This is a genomic window from Streptococcus mitis (assembly GCF_946190155.1).
GTDB classification, from domain to species: domain Bacteria; phylum Bacillota; class Bacilli; order Lactobacillales; family Streptococcaceae; genus Streptococcus; species Streptococcus mitis_CL.
This window is the reverse complement of the sequence record NZ_CAMHZL010000004.1, coordinates 14,918-37,653: the sequence shown is the minus strand read 5'-3', so window position 1 is coordinate 37,653 and position 22,736 is coordinate 14,918. Positions and strand designations below refer to the sequence as shown.

19 protein-coding genes are annotated in these 22,736 nt (G+C 42.4%); 6 read left to right on the top strand and 13 right to left on the bottom strand.

Going from position 1 to position 22,736, the window contains the following annotated elements; translation table 11 throughout:
* The first annotated feature begins 44 nt into the window (after positions 1 to 44).
* The 5 genes from N8O80_RS04560 (at position 45) to N8O80_RS04540 (ending at position 5,140) form a co-directional block, all read left to right on the top strand.
* A complete protein-coding gene (locus tag N8O80_RS04560; protein WP_261027046.1) occupies positions 45 to 857 on the top strand; it encodes a Cof-type HAD-IIB family hydrolase in 813 nt (270 codons plus the stop codon).
* A 224-nt stretch (positions 858 to 1,081) separates the two neighbouring features.
* The gene (gene adhP, locus N8O80_RS04555) at positions 1,082 to 2,101 is read left to right on the top strand and encodes an alcohol dehydrogenase AdhP (protein WP_000649182.1); all 1,020 of its coding nucleotides are present in this window, start codon (positions 1,082 to 1,084) and stop codon (positions 2,099 to 2,101) included.
* Between the two features lie 234 nt (positions 2,102 to 2,335).
* A complete protein-coding gene (locus N8O80_RS04550) occupies positions 2,336 to 3,325 on the top strand; it encodes a PTS sugar transporter subunit IIB (RefSeq protein ID WP_261027045.1) in 990 nt (329 codons plus the stop codon).
* A 76-nt stretch (positions 3,326 to 3,401) separates the two neighbouring features.
* The gene (locus N8O80_RS04545) at positions 3,402 to 4,214 is read left to right on the top strand and encodes a PTS mannose/fructose/sorbose transporter subunit IIC (RefSeq protein ID WP_261027044.1); all 813 of its coding nucleotides are present in this window, start codon (positions 3,402 to 3,404) and stop codon (positions 4,212 to 4,214) included.
* Between the two features lie 14 nt (positions 4,215 to 4,228).
* Entirely contained in the window at positions 4,229 to 5,140 is a 912-nt protein-coding gene (locus N8O80_RS04540) for a PTS system mannose/fructose/sorbose family transporter subunit IID (protein WP_000136858.1), read from the top strand.
* A 207-nt stretch (positions 5,141 to 5,347) separates the two neighbouring features.
* On the opposite strand, the gene pepC is transcribed toward N8O80_RS04540, so the two are convergent.
* The 9 genes from pepC to tgt all read right to left on the bottom strand — a co-directional run bounded on the left by pepC (position 5,348) and on the right by tgt (position 18,516).
* Entirely contained in the window at positions 5,348 to 6,682 is a 1,335-nt protein-coding gene (pepC, locus tag N8O80_RS04535; protein WP_261027043.1) for an aminopeptidase C, read from the bottom strand.
* 111 nt (positions 6,683 to 6,793) lie between these two features.
* A complete protein-coding gene (locus N8O80_RS04530; RefSeq protein WP_261027042.1) occupies positions 6,794 to 7,516 on the bottom strand; it encodes a pseudouridine synthase in 723 nt (240 codons plus the stop codon).
* Between the two features lie 256 nt (positions 7,517 to 7,772).
* Positions 7,773 to 8,003, bottom strand: coding sequence for a GlsB/YeaQ/YmgE family stress response membrane protein (locus N8O80_RS04525; protein ID WP_049487295.1), 231 nt, complete (start codon positions 8,001 to 8,003; stop codon positions 7,773 to 7,775).
* A gap of 9 nt (positions 8,004 to 8,012) precedes the next feature.
* A complete protein-coding gene (locus N8O80_RS04520; RefSeq protein ID WP_261027038.1) occupies positions 8,013 to 9,254 on the bottom strand; it encodes an aminopeptidase in 1,242 nt (413 codons plus the stop codon).
* A gap of 21 nt (positions 9,255 to 9,275) precedes the next feature.
* Positions 9,276 to 9,428, bottom strand: a complete 153-nt coding sequence (locus tag N8O80_RS04515) for a hypothetical protein (RefSeq protein ID WP_000776626.1) — start codon at positions 9,426 to 9,428, stop codon at positions 9,276 to 9,278.
* A gap of 18 nt (positions 9,429 to 9,446) precedes the next feature.
* Positions 9,447 to 13,838: a PolC-type DNA polymerase III gene (locus N8O80_RS04510; protein WP_261027036.1), complete on the bottom strand. Its 4,392-nt coding sequence runs from the start codon at positions 13,836 to 13,838 to the stop codon at positions 9,447 to 9,449.
* Between the two features lie 314 nt (positions 13,839 to 14,152).
* Entirely contained in the window at positions 14,153 to 15,304 is a 1,152-nt protein-coding gene (nagA, locus tag N8O80_RS04505) for an N-acetylglucosamine-6-phosphate deacetylase (protein WP_125430969.1), read from the bottom strand.
* Between the two features lie 151 nt (positions 15,305 to 15,455).
* Positions 15,456 to 17,273: an acyltransferase family protein gene (locus N8O80_RS04500; protein WP_261027035.1), complete on the bottom strand. Its 1,818-nt coding sequence runs from the start codon at positions 17,271 to 17,273 to the stop codon at positions 15,456 to 15,458.
* Positions 17,274 to 17,373: 100 nt separating this feature from the next.
* Positions 17,374 to 18,516: a tRNA guanosine(34) transglycosylase Tgt gene (gene tgt, locus N8O80_RS04495; protein WP_049496924.1), complete on the bottom strand. Its 1,143-nt coding sequence runs from the start codon at positions 18,514 to 18,516 to the stop codon at positions 17,374 to 17,376.
* Positions 18,517 to 18,632: 116 nt separating this feature from the next.
* On the opposite strand from tgt, the gene N8O80_RS04490 reads away from it, so the two are divergent.
* Complete coding sequence (locus N8O80_RS04490) at positions 18,633 to 19,490, top strand: DUF975 family protein (protein ID WP_261027034.1); 858 nt, start codon at positions 18,633 to 18,635, stop codon at positions 19,488 to 19,490.
* A 26-nt stretch (positions 19,491 to 19,516) separates the two neighbouring features.
* On the opposite strand, the gene pcp is transcribed toward N8O80_RS04490, so the two are convergent.
* From pcp to N8O80_RS04470, 4 genes are all read right to left on the bottom strand, one after another.
* Positions 19,517 to 20,161 (bottom strand): pyroglutamyl-peptidase I, encoded by a 645-nt coding sequence (gene pcp / locus N8O80_RS04485; protein ID WP_261027033.1) that lies wholly within the window; start codon positions 20,159 to 20,161, stop codon positions 19,517 to 19,519.
* A gap of 113 nt (positions 20,162 to 20,274) precedes the next feature.
* A complete protein-coding gene (locus tag N8O80_RS04480; protein WP_218764768.1) occupies positions 20,275 to 20,637 on the bottom strand; it encodes a DUF1304 domain-containing protein in 363 nt (120 codons plus the stop codon).
* Between the two features lie 10 nt (positions 20,638 to 20,647).
* Positions 20,648 to 21,073 (bottom strand): MarR family winged helix-turn-helix transcriptional regulator, encoded by a 426-nt coding sequence (locus N8O80_RS04475; RefSeq protein WP_261027030.1) that lies wholly within the window; start codon positions 21,071 to 21,073, stop codon positions 20,648 to 20,650.
* 319 nt (positions 21,074 to 21,392) lie between these two features.
* Complete coding sequence (locus N8O80_RS04470) at positions 21,393 to 22,595, bottom strand: LysM peptidoglycan-binding domain-containing protein (RefSeq protein WP_261027029.1); 1,203 nt, start codon at positions 22,593 to 22,595, stop codon at positions 21,393 to 21,395.
* Between the last annotated feature and the right edge of the window lie 141 nt (positions 22,596 to 22,736).

Genomic DNA, 22,736 nt, shown 5'->3' with positions numbered 1-22,736 from the left:
ATAATAGTAGACATCTTATCTGAAAAGACACTAGAAAGGTCCCTATGACGAAGAAAATTATTGCAGTTGACCTGGATGGAACCCTGCTCAACTCAGACAGTCAGATTTCTGACTTTACCAAAGAAACTATTAAAAAAGTTACTGAAAAAGGGCATCAGGTTATTATTACGACAGGTCGCCCTTACCGTATGTCAAAAGATTTCTACCGTGAATTAGGCTTAGACACTCCTATGATTAACTTCAACGGCTCCCTCACTCATTTACCAGACAAAATTTGGGACTTTGAAAAGTGTTTGACTGTAGACAAAAAATATCTGCTAGACATGGTTCAACGTTCAGAGGACATTCAAGCCGATTTTATCGCTGGAGAATATCGTAAAAAATTCTACATTACAAATCCTAATGAAGAAATTGCCAATCCCAAACTATTTGGTGTGGAAGCTTTCCAGCCTGAAAATCGATTCCAGCCTGAGTTGGTAACCAAGGATCCTAACTGTATTCTGTTACAGACCAGAGCCAGTGACAAATATGCCCTGGCAAAAGAAATGAACGCCTTCTACCAGCATCAACTTTCTATTAATACTTGGGGTGGTCCGCTCAATATCCTTGAGTGTACCCCAAAAGGTGTCAATAAGGCCTTCGCCTTAGACTACTTGCTCAAGGTAATGAACCGCGACAAAAAAGATTTGATTGCCTTTGGAGATGAACACAATGATACTGAGATGCTATCTTTTGCTGGAAAAGGCTATGCAATGAAAAATGCCAATCCAGAATTGCTCCCTTATGCAGATGAGCAACTCCCCCTAACCAATGACCAAGATGGGGTTGCCCAAACCCTACAGGACTTATTCTTATAGTTCATACCGACCAGCTTGCGATCTGGTCTTTGTGCTCTTTTCACAGTCTCATCAACCAGTTAATCGATTGTTCTACTTTTTGCTTCCAAAACCTTGGAAAAGGCTTACTTTTGTGATATAATTCACATATAAATACAAGAGAGCTCGTCATACTCGACTCTGTTGACACAAAATCAATCCAGTCCCGTTGTCCCTGTTCTCGGTCAATATCAAGGAGGATAGCTATGAAAGCTGTTGTTGTAAATCCAGAAAGCACTGGTGTTGCTGTTGAAGAAAAAGTACTCCGTCCACTTGAAACTGGGGAAGCACTTGTAGAAATTGAATACTGTGGTGTTTGCCACACTGACCTCCACGTTGCCCATGGCGACTTCGGTCAGGTACCAGGACGTGTCCTAGGTCACGAAGGTGTTGGTATCGTTAAAGAAATTGCACCAGATGTTAAAAGTCTTAAAGTTGGCGACCGTGTCAGCGTTGCTTGGTTCTTTGAAGGATGCGGCACTTGCGAATACTGTACAACTGGCCGTGAAACCCTTTGCCGTACAGTAAAAAATGCTGGCTACTCAGTAGATGGTGGTATGGCTGAACAATGTATCGTAACTGCAGACTATGCTGTTAAAGTTCCTGACGGACTTGATCCAGCCCAAGCTTCTTCTATCACATGTGCTGGTGTAACAACCTATAAAGCTATTAAAGAGGCCAAAGTTGAACCAGGCCAATGGGTTGTTCTTTACGGTGCTGGTGGACTTGGTAACCTCGCAGTTCAATATGCTAAAAAAGTTTTCAACGCTCATGTTATCGCAGTTGATATCAACAATGACAAACTTGCCCTTGCAAAAGAAGTAGGCGCTGACATTGTGATTAACGGCCTCGAAGTTGATGATGTACCAGGACTCATCAAGGAAAAAACTGATGGAGGAGCTCATTCAGCTGTCGTAACTGCTGTATCTAAAGTTGCCTTCAATCAGGCTGTTGACTCAGTTCGTGCCGGTGGTCGCGTCGTCGCTGTCGGTCTTCCTTCTGAAATGATGGAACTCAGTATCGTCAAAACCGTTCTAGATGGAATCCAAGTTATCGGTTCTCTTGTTGGAACTCGTAAAGACTTGGAAGAAGCCTTCCAATTCGGTGCAGAAGGTTTAGTAGTTCCAGTTGTTCAAAAACGTCCAGTAGAAGATGCCGTAGCCATTTTCGACGAAATGGAAAAAGGTCAAATTCAAGGACGTATGGTACTCGACTTCACCCACTAATCTAATAAAAACCTATTTTAAAAGTTGGAATACGCTTCCAACTTTTTTATATTAAATTTTTAAATAAGGATTCAAAAAAGTTCTCAAAAAACTTAATATATCAACATTTTCAGATGTAATCTTTTTAACTATTTTATGATAAATAGTTGATTTTTAGATGAAAACGGTTTATACTTATTTAGTCTTAAAGTTTTCTTAAACGAAAACTAAAACAAAAAAGGAGGAATGACAATAATGAGTATCGGAATCATTATTGCGAGCCACGGCGAATTTGCTGCGGGTATTCATCAGTCAGGATCTATGATCTTTGGTGAACAAGAAAAGGTTCAAGTTGTAACCTTTATGCCAAATGAAGGTCCTGATGATCTATACGCTAAGTTTAATAACGCTGTTGCTGCATTTGACGCAGAAGATGAGGTTCTAGTTTTGGCTGACCTTTGGAGTGGATCTCCATTCAACCAAGCTAGCCGCGTGATGGGAGAAAATCCTGAGCGTAAGTTTGCCATCATCACAGGACTTAACTTACCGATGTTGATTCAAGCCTATACAGAGCGCCTGATGGACGCTGCTGCAGGTGTAGAAAAAGTCGCTGCTAATATTATTAAAGAAGCCAAAGATGGCATCAAAGCTCTTCCAGAAGAGCTAAATCCAGCTGAGGAAGTTGCAAGTGCTGCAGCTGCTCCAGTTGCCCAAACTGCTATCCCAGAAGGAACTGTTATCGGTGATGGAAAACTCAAGATTAACCTTGCCCGTCTAGACACTCGTTTACTTCACGGTCAGGTTGCAACTGCTTGGACTCCAGACTCAAAAGCAGATCGTATCATCGTTGCTTCAGATAACGTTGCTAACGACGACCTTCGTAAAGAATTGATTAAACAAGCTGCTCCTAATGGAGTAAGAGCCAATGTTGTACCAATCCAAAAATTGATTGAGGTTTCAAAAGACCCACGTTTTGGAGAAACACATGCCCTTATCTTGTTTGAAACACCTCAAGATGCCCTTCGTGCAATCGAAGGCGGCGTGCCAATCAAGACTCTTAACGTAGGTTCTATGGCTCACTCAACAGGTAAAACAATGATTAACAACGTTTTGTCTATGGATAAAGACGACGTTGCAACATTTGAAAAAATGCGTGACCTCGGTGTTGAATTTGACGTACGTAAAGTACCAAACGACACCAAAAAAGATTTGTTTGATTTGATCAGCAAAGCCAACGTTCAATAATAGACATCAATAACTATCGAAGAATTCTAAGAAAATTTTTCACTTTATTATCATTAAATAGAAAAGGAATAAAACCATGTCAGATATTTCAATTATTTCTGCTATCTTGGTTGTAGTTGTTGCCTTCCTTGCAGGTCTTGAAGGTATCCTCGACCAATTCCAATTCCATCAACCAATCGTCGCATGTACCCTTATCGGTCTTGTAACAGGTAACCTTGAAGCAGGGGTTATGCTTGGTGGATCACTTCAAATGATCGCCCTTGGTTGGGCAAACATCGGAGCTGCCGTAGCTCCTGACGCTGCTCTTGCATCTGTTGCCGCAGCAATCATCTTGATCAAAGGTGGTAACTTTACTACTGAAGGTATCGCCGTTGCAACAGCAACAGCTATCCCTCTTGCCGTAGCTGGACTTTTCTTGACAATGATTGTTCGTACAATCTCAGTTGGTTTGGTTCACACTGCAGACGCAGCTGCTAAAGAAGGAAATATTGCAGCTGTTGAACGTGCTCACTTTATCGCACTTCTTCTTCAAGGTCTTCGTATTGCTATCCCTGCAGCCTTCCTTATCGCTATCCCAGCTTCTGCCGTTCAAGACGCTCTTAAATTGATGCCAGACTGGTTGAATGGTGGTATGGCTGTCGGTGGTGCTATGGTTGTTGCCGTTGGTTACGCTATGGTTATCAACATGATGGCGACTCGTGAAGTATGGCCATTCTTCGCAATCGGTTTTGCTTTTGCTGCCATTTCTCAATTGACTTTGATTGCCCTTGGTGTAATCGGTGTTGCCCTTGCCTTCATCTATCTTAACCTTTCAAAACAAGGTGGTAATGGTGGCGGAGGAGCTGCGACTTCTAACGACCCAATCGGTGATATCCTAGAAGACTACTAGAAAGGGGAACAATCATGACTGAAAAACTTCAATTATCAAAATCAGATCGTAAAAAAGTTTGGTGGCGTTCACAATTCCTTCAAGGTTCTTGGAACTACGAGCGTATGCAAAACTTGGGTTGGGCTTACTCATTGATCCCAGCTATCAAAAAATTGTACACTACTAAAGAAGACCAAGCGGCTGCTCTTGAGCGCCACCTTGAGTTCTTCAACACTCACCCATACGTAGCTGCTCCAATCATGGGGGTTACTCTTGCACTTGAAGAAGAACGTGCGAACGGTGTTGAAATCGACGACGCTGCTATCCAAGGGGTTAAGATCGGTATGATGGGACCTCTTGCTGGTATCGGTGACCCAGTATTCTGGTTTACAGTTCGTCCTATCCTTGGAGCTCTTGGTGCATCACTTGCTGCATCTGGTAACTTGGTTGGTCCACTTCTCTTCTTCTTCGGATGGAATGCTATCCGTATGGCCTTCCTATGGTACACACAAGAGTTTGGTTACAAGGCTGGATCTGAAATCACTAAAGATATGTCTGGTGGTATCTTGAAAGACATCACTAAAGGTGCTTCTATCCTTGGTATGTTCATCCTTGCCGTCCTTGTACAACGTTGGGTATCTATCAACTTCACAGTTAACCTTCCTGGTAAACAATTGGCTGAAGGTGCCTACATCAACTTCCCAGAAGGTCCTGTATCAGGTGCTGAATTGAAAGGTATCCTTGGTCAAGCACTTGGAGGATTGAGCCTAGATAAGATTCAACCACAAACCCTTCAAGGTCAGTTGAACTCATTGATTCCAGGATTGATGGGACTTCTCCTTACTTTCCTTTGCATGTGGTTGCTTAAGAAAAAAGTATCACCAATCTCAATCATCCTTGCACTCTTTGCAGTAGGTATCGCAGCTCGTTTCTTCGGTATCATGTAATCAAGAAACTCAAAAGGAACCAGGTTCTAAACCTGATTCCTTTTTTCTATGTTTTTATACTCAATGAAAATCAAAGAACAAACTAGGAAGCTAGCCGCAGGTTACTCAAAACACTGTTTTGAGGTTGCAGATAGAACTGACAAAGTCAGTAACATATACCTACGGCAAGGCGAAGCTGACGTGGTTTGAAGAGATTTTCGAAGAGTATTATTCTGCCAAGGCTCCCATCGGATCCCATGGTGCAAGTACAATTGGTTCTGCTTCATAGGCAGCTTGTTCTTCGGCTGTCAGCAATTCTTTGCGAACAACAATCTGGTAAGTGTATTCGTCCATCCAAGCGTCTGAGGCAACAAAGTAACCATCTGTACCGACCTTGTCTCCCCATGAGTTTTCAACCTTCCACTTGGTTGACTTGCCATTTTCGTCCAAGTCCACACCTGTCAAGACCATAGCATGGGTCATTAAGCTTTCGCTGTAATCCAGACGTCCAGCCTTGTCTTGAGTGAATTGAATATCCATGCTTGATTCAAAGTCATAAACATCTGTCGCAAGGATTCCAGCTTTACGATTGCTGAGCTGACCCACATCAGAACCAAACCAAACAGTCTCTCCTGCTTGCATTTGGGCAATCGCCAACTCTTTCAAGCGCTCCATTGGAACGTTGATGTAGCGAACTGCACGGCTACCAACCACATTCCCCAACATCTCAACTGTGTAAGATTGGCCGTAAGGCTTGTCAGCAGTTGGAGCATTGATAACAGAAACATAATCTTCTAGAGGAAGATTGACATATTTCTTATAAAATTCCTGTGGTGTGATACCTTTTTCGCTTTGGTAGTTGTTATCCTTATCGCGATAAGCAAAGTCAAATTTACGTGGTGGAAGACCCAATGACATAGCAAGGAAGTTAAAGATTTCTTGCAAGAGGTCTTCTTTCTTAGATTGAACAGTCGCTTGGTCAACGCCAGAAGCTAGTAAGTCACGCAAGATTTGAGCATCTTGGCGAAGCAATTTGTTAAGGATTGCATTTAGCTCACGGCTACTACTAGATGAAACAGACTCAGGGTAAACTGACTTAGGCATGACACCGTATTTCTCAAAGAGAGAAACGACCATATCCCATTGACCGCCATCTTGTTGGGGAGTTTGAAGTAGGAAGCTAACCTTACGGCTCGTCAAATCTTGGTCTGCAGTCGCAATCACTTGCTCCAAGAACCAGTTTGATTTCTCATACTTGTCCCAGAAGAAGGTGTGGGCCTGTGACAACTCAAAATTTTCCAATTTGTATTGTGAGATGAGTTTGTGGCGGAAGGTGTTAAGAGCTGCAAACATCCAGCAACGACCAGACGCTTTCTGGTTGGTTACCTTGTCCTTGGTCAAATCCAATGAGAAAACAGGCGTATTGTCTACATGGCTCTGACGACGTTCTAGGGCTGCAAAAATTCCGTTGTGGCTGGCAGCATTTTCAATCGCTTGGTATTTTACATTTGCTTCATAATTGGCAAATAGTTTATCAGTAAATGATTCTTGAATCGCGTTCATAGAGTCCTCCTTTTATTCTAAAGTCTATTATAACTCTTTTCACAAAGGAAGCAACTGAAAAACATAAAAGGCAAGGACATTCTCCCTCACCTTTTTCGAATATAAACCAAACTAAGCAATACTTGCAAGGAGAACCTCTAATTCTTTCTTGGTCAAGCGACGCCATTCTCCTCGTTGCAAGTTCTCATCCAAGACTAGAGTTCCCATAGTCAAACGTTGCAAGTCTACTACTTCCTTGCCGCAATAGGCAACCATTCGTTTGACCTGATGAAACTTCCCTTCTGCAATGGTCACACGGATTTGGCTTTGATTCTTTTCTGTATCTATGGACACAAGCTCCAGTCTAGCGGGTTGACAGGTAAAGTCTTTGAGAGGAATTCCCTTGGCAAATATCTCCACATCTTCTTGGGTCATAATTCCCTTGACTTGTGCCTGATAAGTCTTGTCCACATGACGCTTGGGCGAAAGAAGAGCATGGGCAAGCTGGCCATCATTGGTCAAGAGTAGAAGACCATGTGTATCAATATCCAAGCGTCCTACTGGGAAAACTTCCTTGCTCCGAGCAATATCATCCAACAAGTCCAGAACGGTTCTGTGCTTGGGATCCTCAGTCGCTGAGATAACTCCTTGGGGCTTATTCATCATGTAGTAGACAAACTCTTCATACTCCAACACTTGCCCATCAAAGCGAATCTCATCTCTTTCTTCATCAATCTGCAGTTTCGCTGATTTCTCTTTTTTACCATTTACCGTCACGCGCCCAGCCTTGAGCATGTTTTTGACCTCAGTCCGACTCCCCACAGCGCAGGCCACTAAAAATTTATCTAATCTCATAGAACTATTATATCATACTCAAAAGGAGGCTGGTACAATGACCAACCTCCTTTTCGTTTCATACTCTTCAAACCGCGTCAACGTCGCCTTGCCGTATATATGTTACTGACTTCGTCAGTTCTATCTGCAACCGCAAAACAGTGTTTTGAGCTGACTTCGTCAGTTCTATCTACAACCGCAAAGCAGTGATTTGAGCAGCCTGCGGCTAGTTTCCTAGTTTGCTCTTTGATTTTCATTGAATATCAGATTTAAGAAATTAACTTCCTCGTCTCCAGAAAATCGCTAAGACAATCATGGAACCTAGTACTGCCGGAATAATGGCAGTTCCTGCTATTATCGGTCCCCAAGTCCCAAAAAGCAAGTGGCCTATAAAGGCACCAATCCAGCCTAGAAACATTTTTCCAAAACATCCCATTCGCTCTCCACGATTGGTCAGAGCACCTGCTAAAAATCCCACTAGGAGACCAACGAACATACTTCCTAACATATTATCTCCTTAATTTGCCCAATCTCCGTTACGGAAGAGTGGCACACGTGTCCCATCCTCACGGATACCATCGATATCCATTTGACTAGATCCAATCATAAAGTCCACGTGCACATCTGAACGGTTAAGCCCTGCAGCTTCAAGCTCTTCTTCGCTCATCTCCGCTCCACCAACAACGCTAGTTGCATAGGCCGCACCGATAGCCAAGTGGTTTGAAGCATTCTCATCGAAGAGGGTGTTGAAGAAGGTAATGCCTGACTGAGAAATTGGGCTTGGATCTGGTACCAAGGCACATTCACCCAAGGCACGCGCGCCCGCGTTTTCAAATACAAGGTCTTTCATCACTTGATCACCCTTCTCAGCAGTGATATCTACGATTTGTCCATCCTTAAAGGTCACCTTAATGCCTTCGATGATATTTCCGTTATAGCTAAGTGGTTTTGTAGAGGTTACATAACCATCTGCGCTACGGAAGTCAGGCGCTGTGAAGACTTCCTCTGTCGGCATATTTGGCAAGAATCCTTCGCCCTGTGCATTGATAGCACCAGCTGATTCCCAAACGTGGTTCTTCGGCAAGCCAAGGGTCAAATCGGTCCCTGGCGCTGTGTAGTGAAGGGCTGAAAATTGCTCTTTATTAAGCATATCGGCCTTGCTCTTCAAGATAGCTGCATGCTCTTCCCAAGCCTTAACAGGATCTTCTTCGTAGACACGACAAGTTTTGAAAATTTGGTCCCAAAGGAGATCGACTGCTTCTTCGTCGCTCGCAGCATTTGGAAAGACTTTCTTAGCCCACTCAAGTCCAGCAGCGGCTGCTACCGTCCAGCTAACCTTGTTGGATTGAGTTGCGATACGCATTGGCTTCATGGCAAGTCCCATAGCTTTAGCAGAAGCTGATAGCTTGTCAGCATCCACACCGTTCAAGGCACCTGGATCAGATGAACGAACTCCAAGACGGCTAGCCTTGTTCTCCAAGAGATAGTTCATCTCAGCAATCTTGTATTCTGGCACATTGTCCAGACGCTCCATCGGAGCATGGAGAAATTTCTCACGGTTGATGACATCATCTGTCCACTGAACGATCACCTCATGTGCACCCAAAGCATAAGCTTCTTTGACGATTAAGTGAGCCAACTCACGTTGCTCCACATCGATAGAGAGAGCCAAAGTGTGACCAGGTTGCACGTTGATACCATTTGCAACCAACAATTTCGCATATTTTTCTAGATTTTCTTTAAAATTTGGTAAAACCATATAATTTTCTCTTTTCTATTTTTATTTTTCTTTCAAAGCAGAGAATAATCCTGCTAAAGCAATGGCACCTGACAAGAGTGCTGTTGATAGAAGAATTGTCTGATCAGCAAGTTCTAATTGATATTCAAATACCTTCTCAGCCGGCTTATCTTCCGCAAAAATTCTTAGTTTCATCTTTTTTCCTCAAAGACCTTAAAACAACTCATCAAACAAACTCAACTGGTTATCCTCTGGCATATTTCCAAGAATCCCCATTTCATCCATCTTTTCAACCAAGGTTGATGAGAGTCCACCACGTTTGCGGAGTTCTGTTTTAGAGAGGAATTCTCCCTCTTCACGCGCTCGCACCAACTGCTTAGCAACGTTCTCTCCCAGACCATCCATAGCGACAAATGGTGGAATCAGTGTATCTCCGTCAATGATGAATTCAGTCGCATCACTACGGTAGAGGTCTAACTTCCCAAACTTGAAGCCACGCTCCCACATCTCATTGACAATCTCAAGAGTTGTATAGAGATCGATCTCCACATTAGAGGCTTCATTGTTCTTCCGTTTTTCAGCGATTTCTTCCATTCTGCGTTTGATGGCATCCAAGCCCGCCCCCATAGTCTTGATATCAAAAGCTTTAGCACGAATGGAGAAGTAAGCACAGTAGTAATAAATGGGATGATGAACCTTGAAGTAAGCTACACGCAAGGCCATCATAACGTAGGCTGCCGCATGGGCTTTAGGGAACATGTACTTAATTTTCCCACAGGATTCGATATACCACTCTGGCACCTTATTAGCCTTCATGGCTTCAATATAACCATTGCGTTCCTCTTCTGAAATCTTGAGCCACAAGCCCTTACGTACCCGTTCCATGATGGTAAAGGCCATCTTAGGTTCGAGACCAGCATGCATGAGGTAAACCATGATGTCGTCTCGACAACCGATAACGGTTGATAGGTCAGCAATCCCTTGCTTGATCAAATCCTGGGCATTTCCCAACCAAACGTCGGTACCGTGGGACAACCCTGACAACTGAAGCAACTCCGCAAAAGTCGTCGGATGCGTCTCATCTACCATCCCACGTACAAAGTTAGTTCCAAATTCTGGAATCCCCAACATTCCCGTCGGCGTACCAATTTGCTCAGATGTTACCCCTAGCACATCCGTCCCAGAAAAGAGAGCCATAACTCCTTCATCATCCATAGGAATTTCATTGGGATCAATACCAGACAAATCCTGAAGTTTCCGAATCATGGTCGGATCATCATGTCCCAGCACATCGAGTTTGAGGACGTTCTCGTCGATATCATGGAAGTTAAAGTGAGTCGTTTGCCATTCAGCCGTCACATCATCCGCTGGATACTGGACAGGCGTAAAGTCGTAAACATCCATGTAGTTCGGAATAACAACGATTCCCCCTGGGTGTTGACCTGTTGTCCGCTTGACACCAGCTGCACCTTGAGCGAGGCGTTCTACCTCTGCATCACGATAAAACTTGCCATAATCTCGCTCGTAACCCTTGACAAATCCATAGGCAGTCTTAGCAGCCACCGTACCAACCGTTCCTGCACGAAAGGCATATTCTTCACCAAAGATATCACGCACATCCAAGTGGGCGCTAGGCTGGTCTTCTCCCGAGAAGTTCAAGTCAATATCGGGAACCTTGTCCCCATCAAAACCAAGGAAGGTCTCGAAAGGAATATCTTGCCCGTTTTTGCTGAGTTTATGACCACATTTAGGACAGTCCTTATTGGGCATATCAAATCCTGAACCATAAGAACCATCTGTGATAAACTCACTGTACTGACACTGATCACAGACATAGTGAGGAGAGAGAGGATTGACCTCAGTAATCCCAATCATGGTCGCAACGAAACTAGATCCGACAGACCCACGAGAACCCACCAAGTAGCCCCGTTCATTGGAACGTTGCACCAGCATCTGGGAAGCTAGATAAATCACAGCAAATCCATTCCCCAGAATAGACGTTAATTCTTTTTCAATCCGCAAATCAACAATATCTGGTAGAGGATTTCCATAAATCTCAAAAGCTTTCTTATAAGTCAACTCAGCAACTGTTTCTTCAGCCTTGTCGATGAAAGGCGTGTACAAGTCACCCTTAACAACCTCAATGGGTTCAAAGGTTTCTGCCAAGGCATTGGTGTTTTCAATGACCAATTTCCGAGCTAATTCCTCTCCCAAGAAGGCAAATTCATCCAACATCTCATTAGTCGTTCGAAAATGAGCCTTTGGAAGTGGTGCCGGTTGGGCATGTTCGCCATGACCAATAGTCCGGTTAATCATCGCCCCCTGTCCCAAACTACGGACAATAATTTCACGGTAAATTTCTTCTTCTGGTTCGATATAGTGGACATTCCCCGTAGCCAGAACAGGCTTACCAAGACGGTCTCCCACCTCTATCAAACTCTTGATAATGGTCTGGAGTTCTTCCATATCCTTGACCTGCTCCTTGGCAATCAAGGGAGCATAGATAGCTGGTGGCATGATTTCAATAAAGTCATAATACTTGGCCACCTCAACCGCCGCATCCACACCTTGGGAAACGACTGCATCAAAAACTTCACCTTCAGAGCAAGCTGAACCTAAAATCAAACCTTCCCGATGGGCATCTAGAACTGTTCTCGGAATTCGTGGCACCCCTTCAAAATACTTGGTATTAGACAATGAAACCAGCTTAAAGATATTTTTTAGACCTACCTGATTCTTGACATAAATAGTTGCATGCTTAATCCGAGCTTTTTTGTAAGAATCTAGACTAATCAAATCAATGTTGAGTCTAGCTAGATCGGTCACTCCATGTTTTTCTGCTACTTCTTTGATAAAGATGAAAAGTAGTCGACCTGTAGCTTCCGCATCGTAGTTGGCCATGTGGTGATGTTCTAAGGCCACACCAAAACGCTTGGTCAAAGGCCCCAAACCATGACGTTTATACTCAGGATAGAGATTTCTAGCAAACTCAAGTGTATCAATAACTGGCTGACTAATCTTTGGCAGACCATGACGCTCATAATTGGCATTCATAAAGCCAACGTCAAAGGTAGCATTATGGGCAACTAAGACTGTATCCTTGCAGAATTCTTGGAATTCTTGCAAAACTTGTTCTAGTGGCTTGGCATTTTTGACATGATCATCTGTAATTCCAGTCAACTCCGTGGTAAAGGCCGACAAGGGATGCCCGGGATTGATAAATTCATCAAATTCAGCAATGACATTCCCCTTGTACATCTTAGAAGCCGCAACCTGAATCAAGTCATTATAGATAGCTGATAGCCCCGTCGTTTCCACGTCAAAGACCACGTAGGTCGCTTCCGACAAGTCCATCTCCACCTCGTTATAGACGATAGGGACACGGTCCTCCACGATATTGGCTTCCATTCCATAAATCAGCTGGATTCCCGCTTTCTTAGCCGCCTTATAGCCGTGTGGGAAGGACTGAACGTTTCCATGGTCCGTGATGGCAACCGCCTTGTGTCCCCACTTAGCAGCTGTTGCAACGATTTCTTCGACCTCTGGCAGAGCATCCATGGTCGACATGTTAGTATGAGCGTGAAACTCAACCCGACGCTCACCTTCTGGCATCAAATCCTTGCGCTCATAGTGAACAACTTCCTGCACATCCTGCACGTTCATAGTCAAATCACGTGTGAAGTTATTCATCTCCACATTTCCACGCACTCGGAGCCAAGAATTCTTCTTGATGAGGTCAAATTTCTGAGCCTCTTCCTCATTTTTAACCCACTTTTGCATAGAAAAACTTGAAGTGTAGTCCGTCATTTTAAAGTTGATTAAAACACGCCCTGTTCTGGTCACTTTTTGCTCCACATCAAAAACAACCCCTTCAAAGACCAGACGATTTTCCTCAGTCGTCACTTCGATCATAGGAGTAATCTCCGCCTTATCCAGCTTGGGTTTAGCTGCAGCTTTTTTGGCTTGAAAATCAAAGGCTGGTTTCTCTTCCGCTGGAGGAGGTGCCATCTGTTCCAGTTGCTCCATAGCACGGAGCGCTTCCTCATTGGCAGCTTGAACAATCTGCTCATTTTCAGCATGAAAGGCCTCTTCCTGCTCTTGGGTCAGGATATCATTCTTCTCTACTTGACAATTAAAAGTTGGAAAACCAAACTTCTCAAGTTGTTTCGCTAAATTAGGAAGATGATTCTTCTTAAAATGTTCCTTATCAATCGCCTCAGTTCCTTCAATAAATAGCTGATTGCCCTCCGCACGAACTCGCAAATTTTGATAAAGAGACTTAAAACCTTGACTAGCACATGGCCCCTCAGAGAAAGCCTCCCTATAGTAGGACTGCAAGAGTTGATTTGAAAATTCTTGAGACAGAGCCTTGATTTCAAAAATTGCTTTATTACCTGTCTTAGAAAATTCTTCGCTCAAACCTTTCTTCAATTCTAAAAAGATTTCAATCGGTAAAATATTAGAAAATACGAAATGAAACTCCCATACCTTACTAATTTTATGAAGCACAACTCGATCAATATCAGCCTGTGCTAAAGCAGGAGCCTGTCTCATTTCAGTAGGCATCCCCAGTTGATTCATCAAAATTTCAAAACTATTTGACATTCATTTTCCTCACATTATTCTCCTACTATTTTACCATACTTAGAGGTGTTTTCTAAAGACAAAAGGAAGCCACTTCAAGACAACAAAGAATTTCCTTATTTGTATTCTTACTACTCATTTAAGGAAATTAAAAAATCCTCATAACAGTACTCCCCCAAAAAAGTTAGATGAATAGTTTATCTAGTGAATTTAGCTCTATTTTACACATAAAGAAAATACCCCAAAAGTTAGTCGGAAAAAATCTAACTTTTGGGGTGCAATTGATTCTTTATAAAACCTGAAAAGAAATCAGTCTTTAACTTCTGCTTTCTATCTTATGCTTGATAACGTTTCACGCCATCTAGGTAGGTTGCTACCAATTCTAAATCTTTATCTAGTACGATAAAGTCCGCGTCATAGCCTTCACGGATTTGTCCACAAACATCATCAATGTGAACAGATTTTGCTGGGTTGAAGCTGGCCATCATAACTGCTTCGTGTGGAGAGGCAATGTTCCAGTCGACAACATTTTTCAAACCATCTTTGAGTTTGAGAATAGAACCTGCCAAGTTACCTGTCGATTTGAGGCGAGCAGTTCCATTGGCAACTACTACTGGGAATTCTCCCAACATGTAGTCACCGTCTTCCAATCCACCCGCTGTCATACAGTCTGTGATAAGGGCAATATTTTCAGTTCCTTTTTGTTTGATAAGAATTTCGCAGGCTTTTGGATCTACGTGATGGCCGTCACAGATCAACTCTGCATAGGTATGTGGCAATTGGTACATGGCTCCAACCATACCCAGTTCGCGGTGAGTCAAGCCACGCATGCCATTGTAGGCGTGTACCCAAACACTCGCTCCAGCATCGACTGCTTTTTTAGCTTCATCAAAAGTCGCGTTTGAGTGCCCAAGAGCAACCGTCACACCTTCTCCAGTGATAGTCCGTACAAAGTCTTCTACACCTTCACGCTCTGGCGCAAGGGCAATTTTATTTAGCAAGCCATTTGCTGCTTTTTGCCAAGTACGGAACTCATCCATACGAGGATCTTTCATGTAAGCAGGGTTTTGAGCCCCCTTGTATTTCTCTGTGAAATAAGGCCCTTCGAAATAGATTCCACGAATCTTGGCTCCACTTGCTTCCTGGTAACGAGCACCAATATTTTCTGTTACCGCAAGCAATTGCTCATAAGATGATGTCAAAGTGGTTGGCAAGAAGCTCGTTACCCCCATGCTGAGGAGTCCTTCACTCATGGTATGAAGGGTTCCTTCGATATTATTATCCATAACATCCACACCGCCAAATCCATGAATGTGGGTATCTACAAGTCCTGGAGCAATGCTATAACCTGTATAGTCAATAATCTCCGCTCCCTCAGGAATCTGCTCGACATGTTTTCCAAACTTGCCATCCACAAGTTCCAAGTAACCACCACGACGAACTCCGTGTGGGTAGAAAAATTGATCCGCTTTAATATAGTTAGGCATAATGTTAACCTCCTTAAAAGATTGATTCCACAATTTATTATGTCAATTACATTATAAACCTTTCTTTTTTATTTGTAAATGGTATAGACCTATTTTCTAGAGATATTTTAAAAGAGCTGGATTTCTCCAACTCTTCTCTTTTAAATACAAGTTATTTTGATTTGACTGGCTTGTCTTGAGCTGTTTGCAAGGCTGTAGCAATCGTATCTGCATACAATTTTGCTCCTGCTTCAATTTTACTGTTGTCACTTCCAAAATGGACTTGGTCTGTTCCAGTCCAAATTTCTGGATGCTCTTTCGCAACTTGATTCCAATCTGCTATCGTGACGTAAGGAGTCTTCTCTGCCAATTCTCTCATATAGGCAGCCGCCTTCTCAACGATTGCATAGGTCTCTTTTGTCTTATCTCCTTCATAAGGAGTCACCAAAACCATATGGTGCCCCTTAGGAAGATTTTTCACGATACTATCCCAATCTTCCTTGTAATTTTCAGGATTATTTACCCCAGTTGCAATAACCACCATCTTTGGTAGAAATTTATTCTGGCTATTGTTGAGCATGATTTCATTGGCAGTCTTAGTTGTTCTGCTAACTTGTGCATTAATCTGTGCTCCAGGAAGGGCTGTCTGCAAAGCTGTATTAGCTCTTAGCGCTACCGAATCACCAATTAACATAGTGCCATCAGCAATTCCTAAACTATCAGCTTCTGCTCGTTCTGTCATCACCTTTGTCTGGCTAATATTTGTTGCAGCTTGCTTCAAGCCATTTACAGTTAAGTCTGTCTCAAAAGCTCCCACTTGTGGTGCCAACAGAGTTACTAAGAAGACAATGAAGGCCAAAATTCCAGTACTTGCTGCAAGGATTATATGAATATGAGGCAGGGGACGAAGAGTTTGTAGAATAGGTGTGTCCTTTCCTGCAATCCAAGGTTCCAACACATAAAATGAAAGACTGGCGAATCCATAAGAAAAAATCAAAGTTAATAACACAGCAAGAAGATTTGATGTCAACTGTGAGAAAATAATGTAGAAAGGCCAATGGAAAAGATAAACCGCATAGCTAGTATCCGCTAAAAAGCTGATCATCTTTGGCTCCTGCACGTTAGGAGTCTTTTCATGTAAGACACGCGCCGCCAAAATCATAGCAAGGGCTGCAAGGCTGGCAAGCAAGAAGCCCATAAGATAGGCAAAGAGATAGGTAAATTTGACAAAGAAGGTCAAAATGAGTAAGAAGGCAAAACCTCCTGCAAAAATCAACAGGGTCTTTCGTAAATCCCAGATTTTATCCAATTGCTTAATTAGGGAAGTCGTCTGACGAACACCTACAATCGTTGCTAGGATACTTCCCAAAAAGAATGGATAGACATGAGTTAAACTAGAGAAGTAAACAGAAGAATAAGAGGTTACTAGAAAACTACCGATAAACATGGAGAAGAAGCTGATCAAGAAGGCAGCAGTAGATAAGAGAAAGACCATTCCTCTCAACTGACCATTTGATTTAGCCTGTTTAGATAAGAACCAAACTGCTAATCCCCAGAGGATATAGTAGTGAACCTCAACAGCCAAGCTCCAATTATGAACAAACAAATGTGGAATGAACTGAGATTCATAACTCCCACCTGTTAGGAGTTCATAGAAGTTGGTCATGAAGCCTAAGACACCCGCAATCTGACCACCAATTCCAGCCACATAGTCTTGGCGAACCAAGAAAGTAAAAGGCATGGTCACCAAGACCATCAAAACCACAGGTGGCACGATACGATAAAAGCGTCTCCTAAAAAATCCAACCAAATCAATCTCATGATTTTTAGAAAATTCTTCGATAAGTAGAGCTGTAATCAGGAAACCTGAAAATGTGAAAAAGACATCCACCCCGAAAAATCCTCCAGGAAAGATAGTCTGAAAGAAATGATACAAGAGTACCAGTAGTAAACCTGTAATCCTAATCAAGGAAAACCATTTAATGCGCATACGAGTTTATTCTCCCTTTCATTATACACTTTATTCTATCAAAAAAAGAAGAAAAATCCCAAGAGAAAACTTAGGATTTTTAGCTTATATCAATTCCATTTTAGAAATTACGGCCTGATTTATTATAGCCATATTTTTCAACAAAATACTCACGAAATTCCAAAAGATTGTCATCCATGATGGCTTGGCGTACTTGCTTCATCAGGTTGAGCAAGAAGTAAAGGTTGTGGTAGCTAGTCAAGCGGATACCGAAGGTTTCATCAGCCTTGAGCAGGTGACGAAGATAAGCGCGTGTATAGTTCTTACATGTGTAACAATCACACTCAGGATCCAGTGGCGTAAAATCCTCAGCAAACTGAGCATTTTTGACAACCAAACGACCTTGACTGGTCATACAAGTTCCGTTACGAGCGATACGAGTCGGCAAGACACAGTCAAACATATCTACACCACGAATCACCCCATCAATCAAGCTATCTGGTGCGCCTACACCCATCAGATAACGAGGTTTATTTTCAGGCAACAGTTGGGTTGTGAAATCCAAGACGGCATTCATTTCCTCATGCGTTTCTCCCACTGCTAAACCACCGATAGAGTAGCCTGGGAAATCCATGCTGACAAGGTCCTGAGCTGATTGGCGACGAAGGTCTTCAAATCCTGCCCCCTGCACAATCCCAAATAATCCTTGGTCATGCGGACGACGATGAGCCTTCAAACCTCGTTCAGCCCAACGGCTGGTACGTTCAATTGATTTCTTAACGTAGTCATAAGGTTGATAAAACTGGGGACATTCGTCAAAGGACATCATGATGTCTGAGCCCAGATTGTTCTGAATAGAGATGGCCTTCTCTGGAGACAAGAACATCTTGGAACCATTGAGATGGTTTTTAAAGGTTACCCCTTCTTCTGTGATATTACGGCTATCTGCTAAGGAATAAACCTGAAAACCACCACTATCTGTCAAGATAGGCTGGTCCCAATTCATGAACTTGTGGAGACCGCCTGCGCGAGCAATGAGTTCATCTCCAGGACGAAGCCATAGATGATAAGTGTTTGATAGGATAATTCCCGACCCCATCTCCTTCAATTCTTCAGGTGACTGAGTTTTGACAGTGGCTTGAGTTCCAACTGGCATAAACATAGGTGTCGGAAAGGTCCCGTGGGGAGTGATGATCTCTCCCAGACGAGCTCCCGTGTGTTTTTCTTTCTTAATCAAACGATATTTGATTGGTGAATCTGACATTTTTTACCTCCGAAGCTGGGAAAGACAGTCCCAGTTCATACTTTGTGCCCAAGGGCATACTGTATGATTTTATCAAAAAAAGCAGGAACTGTCACAAACTATGGTATAATGAGAGAATGAAATACCCAAAAATTGATTTAAAAACCATTCGTCTGCAGGCTAGACAATTTCAAACTGAAAATCCCCGCCTCTTTCTCGTCTATCTCTTACCGAGCATGCTGGTCATCTTGTCTGGCTTCCTCAATCCCTTAGAGCGTATCAACGAGTCTATTTTAGAGCAATCCTTTTTAAGCGTTTTTGGCCATGTATTCCAAGCCTATCTTTTTCCTCTATTAGTCTCCTTTATCGGGACAATACTTCTAACCAGTTCCGTCTACACAACCCTGAAACTCATAAAGAATCCTGATACAGAACTATCCGTCAAAAATAGTCTTACTCTCTTTAATGAAGAGTACTTTTCACAAACCTTTTTGACTCTTCTTCTCAAACGTTTCTACCTCTTCTTATGGAGCATTCCTAGTTTACTTGGGATTTACTTCCTCTTTTACAGTAGCTTTCTAGCAAAGAAATTCGTTGCCATCCATCCTGAATTTCCCAATCTGGATCTCACGTCAGTTGAAACTGAGCACTTCCTCATGACCTTTGGTCTTTACTTCCTAGCAAGTATCCTCTTGATGATTGTCGGAAATAGTCTCTATATCCCACAATACTATGCCTATTCACAGGTAGAATTTCTCCTCTGTGACACCCTAGACTTGGGACAAGCTAAACCAGGGCAAATACTTAAAACCAGCCGTTTCTTAATGAAAGGTTACAAATTTCAGCGCTTTGTCCTAGACTTACAACTCCTTCCTTGGTATTTCCTCAATTGGATTACCTTTGGGATTGCTAGTTTCTCACTCCTACCCTACATTCAAATCAATAAAATAATTTTTTACCGAGCAGTACTGGCTCGAAAACGTCCAAAAGCTTGAAGGTTTTTCCCTCAAGCCTTTTTCTATCAATGAGTTTCTCCGCCTACCAACTTGAGGTCCTCATCTCCATATTCTATCATGGCTCCGATTGCTGCTTCTACCCCTCGCCTAATATCCACTAAACTCATAGCTGGAGTAGTCGGTCGATTCACCACCTGTTCCATCATATAAGGAATGTGCATAAAACCTGCCTTAACATGTGGAAATTTCTTTTCTACCAAATAGAGAGCCTGATACATCAAATGATTGCAGACAAAAGTCCCTGCCGTATTGGAAACGGAGGCCGGCAAGCCCTCTTTTTTTATAGCTTGGACCATCGCTTTAATCGGCAGACTACTAAAGTAGGCCGAAGCACCATCCGCTCGAATGGGAAGGTCAATCGGCTGATTACCTTCGTTATCAGGAATGCGTGCATCATCTTGATTAATGGCTACTCGCTCAGGTGTCAAGCTGGTTCTTCCACCTGCTTGGCCGATACAAAGGACAAAGTCAGGTTGATAGCGGTTCATCTCTTCTTCCAATACTTGAGCCGATTTGCGAAAGACTGTTGGCACTTCTAACCAACGGACCTCAGCACCATGGATTTCAGCTGGTAAACCTTTAATGGCCTCCAAGGCTGGATTGACCTTTTCCCCTCCAAAGGGCTCAAAACCTGTCACTAATACTTTCATTTCTAACTCCTCAAAACAAATCCAATGAGACTTTTTTCTTAAAAACAAGTATAACATATTTCCCTTATTCTGGAGTGAAAAGGACTAGCGAGACTGGGATTGACCTTTTGAGTTTATTTAAAAAGTAAAATGCTAATCAAGGTCAAAATAGCTGGTCCGCCTTGCTTTAAAATAATTTTTTTATCCGCTGTTAGTGAGCCATAAGCCGCAGCACCAATCACAAATAAAACAAAAATAGTCACAATTTCTAAATTCTGTGAGAAATAAATCCCATACAGGAGAAAGACTCCTAGCAGAGCATTATAAATCCCTTGATTTTTAAACAATGAACTTACTGACGGACGAGCCAATTCTTCCTTGTCCATGTTAAAGACACGACTAGTCGCATCTGATTGCGTTGCAATACTTTCCAAATAAAAAATGTAAAAATGCTCCAAAGCAACAATCGTTGCTAAAATGATTGTCATAATTGACATCTATTTCTCCTTAAATTTCTATATTTTCAATACCCAAAACCAATTTATTTAATAAACGGCTGAGTTCTGTTTTTTCAGATTCTGTTAAGATACTTTCCATCTCTTCCTTAACCTTGATATGCTGCAGAGGTGGATTCACCACTAACTGCTCCTTGGCATACTTCGTAGCCTCTACCAACACTTCTCGCTGATTTTCAGGATTACGATGACGCTCCACCAAACCTTCCTTTTCCAGAATTTTGAAATGTCGGGTCAAAGCAGCCTGATCAATCTTCAAACGCTCCTGAACCGCTATTTGATTACAAGAGGAATGCTTCAGCAAAAATAATAAAATTTGATACCGTGTCAAACTAATCCCAAGTCTTTTTTCAAACAATTGCGTACTCGCTTGCTCAGACAAGCGGAGTTGATAAAGTAAATCTTGAATCTCTATCATTTCTTTCTCCTTTCTATTGATTCGTCAATAATTGACTAATCAATTATATTATAAAATAAAATAGATTGCAAGAATGTTGCTTCAATCATTACAAAATGGTAACTTCCATTTTCCATTCATATTGATACTCAATGAAAGTCAAAGAGCTAACTAGGAAGCTATCCGTAGGTTGCTCAAAGCACAGCTTTGAGGTTGCAGATAAAACTGACGTGGTTTGAAGAGATTTTCGAATAGTATGACAAAGAAAAAAACGAACGAGAATCGCTTTCTATCACGAAAGCTAAATCTCATTCGTCAAAATGATATTACCAAGTCTGGTTTATCCATTCATTGAAACGTGAACATGGTCATAGTGGTTTTCTGTTACGCTACCACGGTCTGGCATTGGGTTCCAAGTATTAGCTGGCCCATATTTGCTATCGAATGGAGCATAGAAACGTTGTTTCCAAATAATGTAACTAATTCCACGGCTGGCCATGTTTTGAATAGCGTATTCCGCAATCTTATCCCCTAGTTCTGAGCTTTCTGGCACCATAAAATCGATAGCCAAACCTTTTCCGTGATCTCCACTATCTCCTGGACGGTAACCACTAAAGGATGTGATGCCAAACAAGTTGGCAATCTCTTCTTTAAAGGCAGCTGTTTGTGGTCGAAGACCTGCATTTTCAGATTTCGCTACCGCAAGTCCAGCATAATCTGGAGCTGCTGGAGCTGCGTAAGTTGTTGAAACTGGTTTCGTCTCTTCTGGTTGATAAGTCGAAACTGCTGGTGTAGCTTCTTTTGATGATGCTTCTTTTGCTTCTTCTGAACTTGTTGCAGTTGTTTCGGTTGCTTTTTCTTCTACTGGCGCTGTAGTTGCTTCTACTGCTGATTCAGCTTGAGGACTTGCTTGTGCTTCCTGCTTCTCAGCTTGAGTCGTTGCCTGAGGAGCTGCTTCTGCAACTGCACTACTTGTTTCTGCTGTTTGCTCCTCTGGGACAGAAGTTCCTGTAGATGGTGCCACTTCTTCTGAAGCAGTCCCTGTCTCTGTAACTTCTGAACTTGATGCTACTTCTTTTGTACTTGTAGTCTCTACTTCTTTTGGTGCTTCTGCAATTGGTTGAGAAAGATCTGCAACTTGAATAGTTTGATCATCTACGGTCACTTGATTGGTTGTCAAATCTGCTGTCGCAGTTGTTACTTCTGCACTAGAGTCTGCTTGAGGAGTTTGGATTTCAACTTCCGTTACTTCTTCTGCTTCATTGATAGTCGTTGTCAAAACAGTTTCTGGGAAAATCAAGTCCATATTAGTGATTTTATTCAAATTCGCAAGAACTGTGACATCTACACCCAAGGCTTCTGCAATGGTGCTCAAGGTATCACCATACTGAACTGTATAACTTGTTTTGTTGTCTGTTTTAGTCAAATCATTTTGGATTTGCTCAACACTACGTGCAGTCCAAAGAACTTCTTCTGCTTGAGTTGCCAATACTGGGGCAAATGACAAGGCTACCGTTGAGGCTAATAATATTCTTTTCTTCATTCTTTCAAATTCCTTTCAAATGAGTACCTGTCTATCATAACACAAAAAATGCAGAAAAAAAGCCCTCTCGGGCCTATTTAACAGAACTGTCTATTCCTTGTAACAAACTCGATTACTTGAAATAGTTTGTTAGGTCTCTGT